This window comes from Elusimicrobiota bacterium (assembly GCA_041660925.1).
GTDB lineage: Bacteria > Elusimicrobiota > Elusimicrobia > UBA1565 > UBA1565 > JBAZUV01.
Genome location: JBAZVI010000006.1, coordinates 265814 through 278495, shown reverse-complemented (window position 1 = coordinate 278495; position 12682 = coordinate 265814). Strand labels below are relative to the sequence as shown.

Sequence of the window (12682 nt, the reverse complement as noted above, 5' to 3'; positions counted from 1 at the left end):
CTCCTTCAGGATCGAGACGATCTGCTCTTCCGTGTATCGCTTTCGCGCCATTGTCGGGCCTCCGTTGTGCCAGTTTAGCACCTCGGAACCACAATCAGGCGCGGCCTAGTTTAGCGGGGAGACGTCGATGGGGTCACTTCAACTTCGATAAACTGCGTTTCGACCTTTATTTGATCGGGGTCGCGATGTTCCTTGAATTTTGAAGAGGGTTTTCCTGGAAGGAAGTTGTAACCGGCGCGAATCTTGTATTTCCCAGGTTGCTTGAATTCATACTCCCACATCTCAGTAAAGGGCCCGATGGGGGGGCGACGGGCGCGGTCCGTGCGTTCCCCATGGCCAGGGAAGCTCGAGGCGACCGTCGCGGTCGATTTCCCGGGGTAGAGCCAGAAACCGATGGGCTTCTCACGGCGTTCCTTTTCGTTGAGCTCGCGATTGTACTCCAACAAGGCGAGCGTCAAATCGGGTTCTGGGACTCCCTTGGCGACGAGTTCATTGCGTTTGAGCAGCCAAGCCTTTTCCTTGGGGGTCGGCGGTGTATCCGTCTGGGGGTCGTCGTCTTCCCCGGTATCGACATAGTCCATCAGCAGCGGAGCACGTTCGAGCTTTTTCCCGTCCGGTCCCAGTACCTCGAGATAAACGTCATACTTGCGCTCGCAGTTATAGTAGAGCTCGAAGGGGTCGTAGAAGACTTCGCTGATGACGGGGAAGCGCTTCTTCCCGATGTTCTTCAGCTCGATCTGATACCAGAAGCGTTCATCAGCCTTTATTTTTTTCTTCAGCAGGCGCAGGGTGATCTGGACGGGAGACTTCGCTCCTGATGCTTCGGCCTCCGCTTTGACCGGGGCTTCCGCATAGACGGAAGCGGCCAGCGCCAGAACGACGGCGCAGCAAAGCCAAGGGGCACGTATGTTGGACGGACTCATGAGATATCTCCGTGGGATACGGGCGGACGCATTTTAACTGTTTTCTCTCCCAAAGATGATTCCGTCAGGACGAAGCGAGACCCGGATTCCCCGGCTTCAGCGCGGCCTACGATGCGCTTTGCCGGGGAATCCGGGCTTCCCTGTTCAGCATTTGGTGAGGATGTTGTCGCAGGGGCTGATGAGGCCGCCGTCGACGGTCTGCAGCGAGACCTTCGCCTTCGCGGACGCTTCCGCGACCCCCATGAGCGCGATCCCCGTGAGGATCAGGGCCAGGGCGACAAGGATGGACGATTTCATGACTCCCTCCGCGAGGGTTCGGACGCTGAGCGGCCTCGTCCTGCCCTCGATGAGAGTGTAGCGGGAGGGGGCGCGGTCCGGCTGAGGCGGGAGGCCCCGCCCGCGCCGTCTTCGGTCCTAATCACGGCGGTTCGCAAAAGGCGGCATGCCGTAACCCGGAAAACGACGCGCCTGCGGCGAAATGTCGCCGCAGGCGCAGCGTCACCCGGCCGGGAGCCGGTCTTCCCGGGCTACTTCCGCTCGGTCGGACTCATCATCTCGTTGAGGGCCGCTATGCGCTGGGGGATGGTCGGATGCGCGTCGAGGAGCCGGTAGAGCGCGTTCGTCTCCTCGACCGGGGCGTTGCGCGCGGTGAGCGCGTCGATCGTGTTGGTCTTGCGCAGGCCGGTGCCCATCGCGCGGGGGGAGCGCGCGAGCGCCGCGGACTCCGCGTCGGCCATGAATTCCTCGGCCCGGAAAACGAGCATCAGCGCGAGCGTCCATGCGACCGGGCCCCAGAGCATCGCCGCGCTCTGCAGGATGCTCCCGGTCCCCGAGGAGAGCAGCATCGTCTGGAGCAGCACGATCCCGAAGAGCGTGATCGCCATCGCGCGGTGCCGGAGATGGCTGAGCTCGTGCGCCAGGAACGCGCGCAGCTCTCCCGGGGTGAGGAGCTTCCTCAATGAGCCGAGGATCGAGATCGTCGAGAGGCGCTGGAGGATGCCGGCGGCGAGGCTGTTGGGCTCCTTCGACTCGTCGGCGCCGACGAAGACGCCGGGCTTCGGCAGCCCGGCCTTGTCCGCCAGCTCCGCGACGGTGTCGACCAGCGGACCGGGCTTCGCTTTCTTCGCGCCGAAGAACAGCGCGGGCAGGAAGCCCCAGGTCAGCAGGACCGGCAGGCCGTTCTTGAGGCCGGCGACGGCCTTCAGGAACTCGGGGAGGAACGCTCCGAGGGAGAAGTGCGTGAGGCCGAAGAAGGCGACGGAGACCGCGAGGAGGAGTCCCAGCGCCGCGAGGTAGCTCATGCGGGTCGAGCGCACGGCTCCCCGGGCGAGGTCGCCGGTCGCTTCGCCGTTCCCGATGCGCCATTCGGGACCGTAGCGGGGGGCTTCCCCGTTGAGGCCTCGCGTCCAGGGCCTGCGCACGGAGGCCGTGTCCTGCGCGAGGGCTTCTTTCGAGGCGCCGAGCTTCGACATCATCAGCAGCGAACTCCCGCTCATGAAGAAGCTCAGCAGCGGCATCAGTCCGACGACGACGGTCGCGATGGGGAGGGCGAACGTCCCGCTCGCGAACATGAAGAGGTTCCCCGGCATCCAGAGCGTGTTGATGAGCAGGAGCCGGAAGATGACGTCGAGCGGAAGGACCGGCCCCATGACGCGATGGTTGCGCAGGGCCCAGGCCATGTGTCCGCTGCCGTAGAGCAGGGGCACGGCGGCGACGAGGGCCAGGAGCCCGAGGAAGGGAGCGAGGCTCATCACTCCCGCCGCTTTCGAGAAGGGCTCGAGCGCCGCGAGGAGCAGCGTCGAGACCGGGACCGCGCTCGCAGCCAGGCCGAGCGCCAGGACGAGCGCCGCCCCGAAGAAGACGCCGAGGAGGACGTCCTCGCGCTTCTGGAGAGGGCGGACGGCGGCGTCCTTCTCTTCGGCCAGGCGCAGGCGGTCGGCGAGGAGCAGGGGCGCGATCACCACGCCGACGCCGACCACCGCCCAGAGGCTCGCGGCCGCCGAGAAGCCGAAGACCGCCGGGGCCAGGGCGCGGGCGGCGAAGTCCAGGAGGGCGACCGCGCCGGCCACGAGGCCCACGCGCACGGGCGCGGGGAGCGGGTCCAGCACGCGGGACAGCGTCGAGAGCACGGGCAGCGGCGGCGGGATGTACTGAGCGCCCTTCGAGGGCCGCTGTTTGTGGGGGCGTCCCAGCCAGCCCAGGAGCAGGCCGCGGAGACCCGCGGTCCACGAGGACGAAGCCTTCGGCGCCGCCGGCGGTTCCGCCGGGAAGGCGGGAGGCGCTTCCGCGGCGGGCCTTCCGGTCTCCTGGAGGTCGAGGGCGGCTTCGACGGCCAGCGCCCTCTTCACGAGGGCGTCCGATCCCTCCCTCGTCTGGCGCTCACGCACCTGGCGGATGTGGTCGGCGCGGCGGGTCCGCTCGAGCGCCCGCTTCCAGAAGGCCGGGACGGACGCGGGAGCGTCCGAAGGGGCGGCGGCGGGGGCGCTCTGGCCCTGGATGACCCAGAGGTGGGAGAGCAGCGCGATGGCCATCGTCGCGGAGGCGATCGCCGGGAGCATGGACATCGAGGTCAGGACGAGCCCCAGCAGGCTGACGCCGACGAGGGGGAGGATCCCTCCCGCCGTCAGCGGCGAGGCGGGCGCGCCCTTGCGGCGGGCGGCCAGGGGGACGTAGACGAGCAGCGCCGCGGCGGCCGCGGCGACGAGGACGAGGTTGCCCATGATCAGCGCGGGGAAGAAGGCCTTCGCGGCCGCGCCCAGGAGGTTGACGACGAACCCTTCCGCCGCGGGGAGGGCGGAGAGGAACATCGCGGTCCCCGGCGAGAGGAGGCGGGGGAAGTAGGGACGGTAGACCGGCGCGAGGACGTAGCCGAGGAGGAGGACGGCGGCCGTGGCCGAGATGAGCAGGGTGACCGGGGTGATCGGCCAGGCCACTCCGAAGATGCTGACGGCGGCCAGGAACAGGGCGATCGGCGCGGTCAGCGGCGTGGACACGATGCGCCCTTCGCGATGGTCCTGCCGCTGCTTCCAGAGCGCCCGGGCGGATTTGTAGGCGAAGTAGAGCATCGCGGAGAACGCCAGCCCGGAGATGCTGGTGCCGGGCACCCCGTAGAGCTTGCTTCCGACGAGCCCGGCCATGGGGATGCTGTTGTTGACGATGTGCATCATGCTCGAGGCGAGCAGGCCGTCCTGCTGGAAGACGTAGCCGAGGATCAGCGCATGGATGAAGCGCGCGGCCATCATGAGCGGGTCGCCGGTCTCGTGGACGACGACGAAGATCGCGGAGGAGACGACCAGCGGGAGGTAGGTCGTCATGAGCTTCCGGAAGAACGGCTTCTCGGAGAGGCCGAGACGGCGGGCGAGGCCCGAGTCGGCGGCCTTCGTCCCAAGCCAGGCGAGCCCGCCGATCATGCCGCCGCGGAAGAGCACCTCTTCGGCGATGGGGGCGATGATGGCGCCGCCCGTCCCGATGCGGAGGGCCTGCGCGACGCCCTTGATGACGATGTTCTCCGGGCTCATGTAGTTCGAATGGAGCTGATAGCCGAAGCCGTTCACCGCCACCGCGGTGATGATCCCGGGGATGATGATGCCGATGGCTCCCGCGAGGACCCCGATCATCAAAGGCCGCAGAAGGCTCTTCTTCGCCTGCGGGGCTGGAACCGGCGCGGGCGCGGGGACCTGCTCGGGACTCTTAAAGGAAGCGTCCTGCGCCGGCGCCAACCCGCTGACGGCGCTCGTCAGGGGCCCGGCGACGGCCGCCGCGGGCTGATCGTCCTGCGCCGCGCGGCCGTTCTCGAAGAGGCGGTGGAGGAGGGTCGGAAGGGTCGAGACCTTCCGATCCTGCTGGCCGAGGCCTGCCGACCACTGGACGAAGCGCTCGCGCAGGCCGACGGCGGCGCCGGGGTCCGTCTGCACGGGCGCGGCCGCCTCCGTCCGCCGGAGGGGGACGGCCGCCGGAACGAACGTCTTCGCTCCGGTCTGGACCGCGACGGGGGCGGGCTGAACGCCGTCGACGAACGCGGAGGGGCTCTTCTGGAGGAGGAGCGCGGGCAGGACCTGCGCCTGGACCTGCGGCAGGGTCTCGAGCTTCAGCGCCGAGCCCTGCAGGACCGGCTGGAGGCCGAGCGTCGCGCCTTTCGCGGAGGGGGGCGCGAGCGTCGCCGCGACGCCGACCTGCGCGCCCGCCGCCGGGGTGCCGGGGACGTGCGAGGAGAAGACCGCTCCGACGGCCTGCGCGGCCGCGAGGCCGGGGGATTCGAGGAGGAGGACCGCGGACAGGATCGCGGCCAGGATGCGGCAGGGGATGCGGGTGTTCATGGTCGGCCTCATGCAGGAAGGATGACGGCGTTCGATAGCCGTCGGGAGAATCGCGCGAAGGGTGCTCACACCCCGGATTCTACGGTAGACGGGGGCTGGGAGAGATGAGCCCTTTGGGGATGCGGACCGGGCGTGATGAGCCCGGGCCTTATGTAGGTCCGTGGGACGCCGCGGACGTCTCCGGCGAGCGCGTCAGGCCGTCGTCGGGGCTTTCTCGCGCAGGAAGTACGACCCGGCGGGGATGGCGAGGGCGCCGAAGATGATGTAGAGGCGCCAGTACGTCAGGTGGAGCTGGGCCCAGAAGCCCTCGGTGACCCCCGCGGGGGTCAGCTGCCAGGCCGTCATCCCCAGCGCGAAGGTGGACAGCGTCACCGCGAGCATCAGGACGATGAGCCGTCGGGCGGGCACCTTCCAGTCCGTGAAGATGGCGGTCAGGAAGACTCCGAGCAGCGGGCCGTAGGTGAAGGAGACGATCTTGAAGGCCAGCCAGAGCAGGCTGTCGAGGTTCTTGACGGTGAGCGCGAAGAACATGAAGAGGAGCCCGAAGCCCACGAACGAGAGCTTCGAGACCTTCACGCAGCGCTCCTCGCTCGCGTCCTGCCCCCAGAAGCGCTTGTAGAAGTCCATCGTGAAGGCCGTCGAGAGCGAGGCCAGCGCCGAGTCCGAGCTGCCCATGGCGGCCGATGCGACGGCCGCGAGCAGGAGGCCGCGCAGGCCCTCGGGCAGGGTCGTGAGGATGAAGCGCGGGAAGATGTGGTCGGGGTCCTTCATCCCGGCGACGAGCTCCGGGTGCGAGAGGGAGTAGGCGTAGAGCGCCACCCCGATGCTGAGGAACAGGAAGGTGATGGGGATGCCCGCCAGGCCCGAGAGCATGAGGCTCCAGCGCGCCTTGCGCTGGTCGTTGCAGGCGAGCAGGCGCTGGACCATGTCCTGGTCGGTGCCGTAGGCGGCCGAGGACTGGAAGAAGCCCCAGACCGAGAGCAGGAGGAGGAGCCCGAGGTTCGCCGGCTTGAAGAGCTCGAGGAAGTTGAACTTGTTGTACTCGGTGCCGTCCGGGCGCACCGCGTGGCGACCGGCGTCGATGATGCCGTGCACTCCGCCCGGGACGTGCATGACGATGTAGACGAGGGCGATGACGGCGCCGGAGATGAGGAGGATGAACTGCATGAGGTCGGTCCAGGCGATCGCCCGGCCGCCGCCCATCGTCGTGTAGGCGAGGATGACGCCGATGACGATGACGACGCAGCCGGAGTAGGGGAGGCTGCCGCCCGAGACGACCTCGAGCACCTTGGCGATGGCCACGATGCGGACCGTCGAGGCCAGCGTGCGCGAGAGCAGGAAGTAGCCCGAGCAGGCCGTGCGCACGGGCGGGCCGAAGCGTTCCGCGGCGTACTGGTAGATGGAGGTCACCCCGAGCTTCTGGTAGACGGGGAGGATGAAGCCGGCCACGAAGAAGGTCGCGGCGATGTCCCCGATGTTGCTGAAGAGGTAGCGGTAGTCGGCGCGGTAGCCCTCGCCCGGCGTGCCGACGAAGGTGAGGGCGCTGATGCAGGTGGCCAGGAAGCTCGCCAGCGTCACGAGCCACGGGATGGAGCGGCCGGCGAGGAAGTAGTCGTCGGTGGTCTTGTGGGTCCGGTGCGCGGCCCACCAGCCGATGGAGGCGAGGGCGGCGACGTAGGCGGCCAGGACGGCTCCGTCGAGGAATCCAAAGCTCATGTCGGCGATTATGCGTCTTGCGGCGCGGGCCGTCAATGCGATACTCTTGAAGCCATGAAGAAGCTCCTCCTCCTCGTGCTCGTCGCGCTCATCGTCGCCGCCGGCGTCGTCTACCTCCGGCTCGGCGCCGTCGTGAAGGCCGCCGTCGAGGCCGCCGGTCCCCGCGTCGCGGGCGTGGAGGTCCGCCTCGCCTCCGTCTCCATCTCGCCCTTCAGCGGCCGCGGCTCCCTGCGCGGCCTCTTCGTCGGCAACCCCCAGGGCTACAAGACCGAGGCGGCCGTGAAGGTCGGCGCGGTCCGCGTCGCCGTGGACCTGCGCTCGCTCTTGAGCGACACCCTGGTCGTGCGCGAGGTCGTCGTCGAGGCGCCCGAGATCACCTATGAGATGGGGCCCGGCGGCAGCAACATCGCCCGCATCCAGAAGAACGTCGAGGCCTTTTCGCCTGCCGCTCCGAAGGAGTCGCGGCAGGCGAAGAGGAGCGAGAAGAAGGTCATCGTGGACCTCTTCGCGGTGCGCGAGGGGAAGGTGAACCTCAGCGCGGCCCTGCTGGGGGGCAAGGAGCTCTCCATCCCGCTTCCCGCCATCGAGCTGCGCGACATCGGCCGCAAGTCGAACGGCGCGAGCGCGAAGGACGTCTTCTCTCAGGTCGTCGGCGAGGTCGGCCGCGGCGTCGGGAAGGCCGTCGCCGGCGGCGGCGACCTCCTCAAGGGCGGGGCCAAGGCCCTCGAGGGCGTCGCAGGCGACGCGGGCAAGCAGGCCGGCAAGCTCCTCAAGGGCCTGTTCAAGTGAGCGAACCGGTCCGCCGCGAGCGCCGCCCGCCGCCCGTCTACGAGGGCGCCCTCCCCTGGGTGCGCCTGCGCTCGGCCGCTTCCGGCGCGCAGCTCTTCAAGCGCATGATCGACGACGCGGACCCCAAGGCGCGCGCCGGCGACATCGTGGCGGTCTTCGACAAGTCCAACGCCCCCTACGGCGTCGCGATCTACAACCCGAAGAGCCTCATCGCCCTGCGCCTGCTCGAGCGCGGCGTGGTCGCCTTCGACCCCGCGGCCTACTTCGGCGAGCGCATCCGCCGGGCGGTCGCCTTCCGCCGCGAGACCCTCGGGCTCGACGCGTCCACCGACGCCTATCGGCTCGTCCACGACCTCGGCGACGGCCTGCCGGGGCTCGTCGTCGACCGCTACAACGACTGGATCGTGCTCGAGTTCTACTCGCTCGGGATGTTCCGCCAGGCGGAGGTCCTCGAGCGCGCCCTCCTGGAGCACTATCCGGGCGCGCACTTCGTGCGCCGCGCCAGCCAGCACACCCAGACGATGGAGGGCTTCAAACTCCCGACGCCCGAGGGCGCGAAGACCCGCGTGCACGAGAACGGGCTCGTCTTCGAGGTCACCCCTTCGGGCGGCTACAAGACGGGCTTCTTCTGCGACCAGCGCGAGAACCGGCTCGCCGCCGCCGCCTTCGCGAAGGACCGGCGCGCGCTCGACGTCTGCAGCTACACGGGCGGCTTCGGCCTGTACATGGCGCGGGCCCGGGCCGCCGAGGTCACCTGCGTCGAGCTCGACGAGGAGGCCTCCGCGCTCGCCCGGCGCAACGCGAACATCAACCAGCTCCACAAGCTGCGCACGGTCTGCGCCGACGCCTTCACCTATCTGCGGCAGATGGCGACCAACGGCGACCGCTTCGGCCTCGTCGTCCTCGACCCCTACAAGCTCATCGCCTCGAAGGAGGCCTACGGCGAGGGCCGCCACAAGTACATCGACCTCAACCGCCTCGCCTTCAGCGTCGTCGAGCCCGGAGGCATCCTCCTCACCTGCTCCTGCAGCGGCATGGTCCACTGGGAGGAGTTCCAGCAGTTCGTGCGCACCGCCGCGGGCTCGGCCGGGCGCCGCGTGCAGATCTTCCGCAAGAGCGGGGTCGGCCCCGACCATCCGTTCGCGGCCGACCATCCGGAGGGGGAGTACCTGAAGGCCCTCTGGTGCCGGGTCTTCTAAGCGGGGTTCCCCTGCGGGCTTCCCGCACCGCCGGATAGGACCGGCAAGACCTAGAGCGGCGGAGGCCCTTCGGGCCCGTCGCCTTCCCCATAGGGCCCTCGGGAATCCTCGCTCCGTCATCTAGACTATCCGGGAATCCCCGTCGGGATTCCCGGACCCGTCTGGATGAAACGCTTCTTCGCCACGCTCCTCTCCGCCGTCCTGCTCGCCCTCTCTCCGGGGCTCTCGCCCTACGCCGCGTTCGCCCAGGTCGTCGTCCAGCCCGTCCCGGTCTCCGCCTCCGTCCCCGGCGTCGTCGTCGGCGCGGCGGCGTCCCGCGGTGCGGTCCTGCCGCAGAACCTCGTCCTTCCCGGGACGCTCTCCGTCCCGGCCCCGCTCCCGTCGACCCCGGCGCCGCAGCTCCGGCTTCCGGTCCGTGCCGCGGCCGTCCTCGGCTCCGCGGAGCTTCCCGCCGCGCCCATCGCGCGTCCCTCCGCCGTCCCCGCGTCCGTCTCGCCGGAGCGCGCGCTCGACCGCGCGGTCAAGACGCTCCTGGGGACGGAGTCTTCCGTCCCCGTCTCGCAGGCCGCCGCGCTCCCGACCCGCTACGCCTCCGGCGCCGCGCGCTACGACGCCCGCTCGGACGGCGTCCGCCGCCGTTCTCTCGTCATCCGGCACTTCGCCGAACTGCGCCGCGCGTTCGCATCGCGTTCGCTCGCCGCCGATGACGTCTCGGGCTCTCCGGTCGCCGCGGGGAAGAGCGAGCCGGGGAAGAGCGGGCTCGAGCGTTCGGGCGATCCGGCGTCGGCGGTCGCGGACCCGCCTCCCGCCCCCGCGCCGCGCGTCGAGGAGGACCTCCAGGCGCGCAGCGTCTCGCTCGGGCGTACGGCCGGGCGCTTCCTGCAGTCCTCGGCCTCGCTCTGGATCGCGGTCACCGCCATGGAGGTCGCGGCCCCGATGCTCGCCGAGAAGCTCAGCGGCGACTTCTCGATGACCGGCGTCGTGTTCACCGCGGGTTCCATCGTCGGGCAGCTGCTCTCGCCCCGCCTCATCTCCCGCTACGGCCTGCGCAACGTCTACCAAGGAGCACTCGTCCTCGGCCTGGGCGCCGGGGTCACCCTCGCCGGGGCCTACGCCCTCGGCCTGCTCGGCGCGCCGCTGCTCATGGCCTGCCTCTTCGTCTACAGCGTGGCCCACGGGATGTGGTGGAACGCGAACGACTCCGTCGCCCCGCACGTCGCGGGCCGCAGCCGCGCGAAGCTCGAGCGTTTCTGGGGCTGGGACATGTTCGTCTGCGACGTGATGGGGACCACGCTGAGCATGCTCGCGGGCGTCATGATCGCCGCGCACGGCTTCATCCCCGCGCTCGTGCTCGTGCCCCTGGGCTTCCTCCTCGCGACCGCGTTCTCCCGCAGCGGCTTCAGGCACCTGGGGCCGCTCGACGACATGAAGGGAGAGCGGGAGGCCTCGGAGGGCACCTGGGCCGAGCTCACGCGCGGGGCCAAGCTCGTCTTCTCCGACCCGGCCCTGCGGGCCGCCTTCCTCGCCTACGCCGGCTACATGCTCATGACGCCGCTGCTCTACAAGATGCTCGCGCCGGGCTTCGGCCTCATGCTGATGGGGAACGCGAACCCCGAGGCCGCCGCCGGCGTCGCCGGCTTCATCTCGGGCCTCTACGGGCTCGGGGGGATGTTCTCGGGGCTCTACCTGATGTTCCAGGGCCGGCGCCTGGCCGCGCGGCGGCCGCCGATGGCCGCCGGCGAGGTCCACGCCTGGGAGAAGGCCCAGCTCAAGGTCGCGCTGCTGAAGTGGATGCGCATGGCGGCCTTCGGGCTCGCGGCGGTCGCGCTCATGGCTCTGCCCGTGCCGACGCTGGGCGCCGCGCTCGTCCTTCCCTCCTGGCTCTCCTGGCTCGGCTACCTTTCTCTGCCGGCCCTCGCGATGATCCCCTTCGGGCTCATCCAGAACGTCGTCGTCCTCAAGCTGCGCAGCCGCCTGCAGTCCATCGTCACCGATCCCGCCGACCAGCCGCACGTCATGAGCTTCGTCGAGATCGCCTCGCTCTCGCTCACGGGCCTGGCCCTGCTCGCCGCGAAGTTCGTGTTCGGGGCTTTCCCGGGCGCGGCCGCCTTCGGCGTCTTCGCGGCGGCGATGGTGCCGCTCGGCCTGCTCTGGCTCAAGCTGCGCGCCGGCGTCGCCGCCAGCAATACGAGTCCGCCCAAGCGCTGACCTGAAATTTGTATCCTCTCGGCATGACCACGGTGAAGAAGCTCTCCTATCTCGCCATCCCGCTCCTTCTGGCGGGGAGCGTCTGGCTCGGGCTGGGCCCCGTGCTCCTGGCCGGCCTCTTCTCCTTCATGCTGCTCCAGGGCACCGACCGGCTCCTGCGCCTGCGCCTGGGCCCGACGGCGTCGCGCTGGCTGGCCCTGGTCATCTACCTGGTGGTCGCGGCCTCGGTCTTCTGGATGTTCGTGCGCTTCGTCCAGCAGACCCTCTCCACGCTCCCCCAGATCGCGGCGACCGCCATCCCGAAGATCATCGCCTTCGTCCAGTCCTACGGCTTCGACCTCCCCTTCGACAACGCCTACGAGCTGCGCGAGGTCGTCATCAAGGAGATCCAGGACAACGCCGACGTCATCTCGAAGGTGAGCGGCATCGTGACCCTGCGCTTCTTCCACATCCTCATCGCCATCTTCGTCGCCATCCTCTGCTTCTTCCGCGAGCCCGACGCTCCGCGGGGGGAGAACCTCTATGACGCCCTCCGGACCGAATGCGCGGCCCGCGTGGCCCTCTTCATGGCGAGCTTCGAGAAGGTCCTGGGGGCGCAGATCCTCATCTCGCTGGTGAACACCGCGCTGACGGCCGTGTTCCTGTCGGTCATGGGCTTCCCGCACGTCCTCTTCCTCGTGCTCGCGACCTTCATCCTCGGCACGATGCCCATCATCGGCAACATCCTCTCGAACACCATCATCGTCGGCACCGCGGTGACCCTCTCGATCCGCCACGGGCTCTTCGCCCTCGGCTTCCTCGTCGTCATCCACAAGGGGGAGTACTTCCTCAACAGCCGCATCATCGGCTCGAGCATCAAGGCGCCGATGTGGCAGACCCTGCTCGCCATCCTGCTCGGCGAATGCCTCATGGGGATCCCCGGCATCATCCTCGCGCCCGCCCTGCTCCACTACGCGAAGCAGGAACTGCGCGCCCTTCCCGCGAAATAACGGCGCCGTCCTCGTCGGAGATGTCCTGCTCGGTGGGCCCGGCGGCTCTTGAAGAGCGACGGAGATGTGCTAAAATGTCGCCATTGCCGGATGGTGTAATGGTAGCACAAGCGGCTCTGGACCGCTTAGTCTAGGTTCAAATCCTAGTCCGGCAAAACAGAACGGCCCCCGTGAGGGGGCCGTTCTGTTTTGCCGGGCAGGAGTAGAACCTGCTGCGTCCGGACCAGGTTCAAATCCCGGCACCTCTATCTTATCGGGGCCCGCCCTCGAGCGCGGAGCGCTCGAGGGTAGTCCGATCGAATCGAGACAGAACGGCCCCCGTGAGGGGGCCGTTCTGTTTTGCCGGGCAGGAGTGGAAGCCCCGGACGCTCCGCAATACCGCCGAAACATGGCCCGGCTATGCTATCGCCATGACTCAGCGACATCCCACGATGATCCGGCGCGAAGGACGCGACCGCTTCGTATGGGTGCTCCCCCAGCGCATCGAATCCCCGTACGCCGTCGAGCCCGTCTCCCAGCGTCCCCTCCCGACCGCGAGGTAG

At 69.0% G+C, this 12682-nt stretch carries 9 protein-coding genes and 1 tRNA gene; 6 read left to right on the top strand and 4 right to left on the bottom strand.

The features are described from left to right. Positions 1-110 precede the first annotated feature (110 nt). From WC969_10480 to WC969_10465, 4 genes are all read right to left on the bottom strand, one after another. The gene (locus WC969_10480; GenBank protein ID MFA6030269.1) at positions 111-923 is read right to left on the bottom strand and encodes a hypothetical protein; all 813 of its coding nucleotides are present in this window, start codon (positions 921-923) and stop codon (positions 111-113) included. A gap of 144 nt (positions 924-1067) precedes the next feature. Continuing rightward, positions 1068-1220, bottom strand: a complete 153-nt coding sequence (locus WC969_10475; protein ID MFA6030268.1) for a hypothetical protein — start codon at positions 1218-1220, stop codon at positions 1068-1070. A 230-nt stretch (positions 1221-1450) separates the two neighbouring features. Beyond that, a complete protein-coding gene (locus WC969_10470; protein MFA6030267.1) occupies positions 1451-5251 on the bottom strand; it encodes a M48 family metalloprotease in 3801 nt (1266 codons plus the stop codon). Between the two features lie 180 nt (positions 5252-5431). Further along, on the bottom strand, positions 5432-6955 hold the full coding sequence (locus WC969_10465; protein ID MFA6030266.1) for a sodium/solute symporter: 1524 nt from the start codon (positions 6953-6955) through the stop codon (positions 5432-5434). A 54-nt stretch (positions 6956-7009) separates the two neighbouring features. Here WC969_10465 and WC969_10460 point away from each other — a divergent pair, with 54 nt between their 5' ends. From WC969_10460 to WC969_10435, 6 genes are all read left to right on the top strand, one after another. Continuing rightward, entirely contained in the window at positions 7010-7744 is a 735-nt protein-coding gene (locus tag WC969_10460; protein MFA6030265.1) for a hypothetical protein, read from the top strand. Then, positions 7741-8943, top strand: coding sequence for a class I SAM-dependent rRNA methyltransferase (locus WC969_10455; GenBank protein MFA6030264.1), 1203 nt, complete (start codon positions 7741-7743; stop codon positions 8941-8943). The genes WC969_10460 and WC969_10455 overlap by 4 nt, the downstream gene beginning before the upstream one ends. A 165-nt stretch (positions 8944-9108) precedes the next feature. Next, on the top strand, positions 9109-11151 hold the full coding sequence (locus WC969_10450) for a hypothetical protein (protein MFA6030263.1): 2043 nt from the start codon (positions 9109-9111) through the stop codon (positions 11149-11151). 23 nt (positions 11152-11174) lie between these two features. Next, positions 11175-12140, top strand: a complete 966-nt coding sequence (locus tag WC969_10445; protein MFA6030262.1) for an AI-2E family transporter — start codon at positions 11175-11177, stop codon at positions 12138-12140. 84 nt (positions 12141-12224) lie between these two features. Further along, positions 12225-12295 (top strand) — tRNA-Gln (locus tag WC969_10440). Positions 12296-12550: 255 nt separating this feature from the next. Beyond that, positions 12551-12682, top strand: coding sequence for a hypothetical protein (locus tag WC969_10435; GenBank protein ID MFA6030261.1), 132 nt, complete (start codon positions 12551-12553; stop codon positions 12680-12682).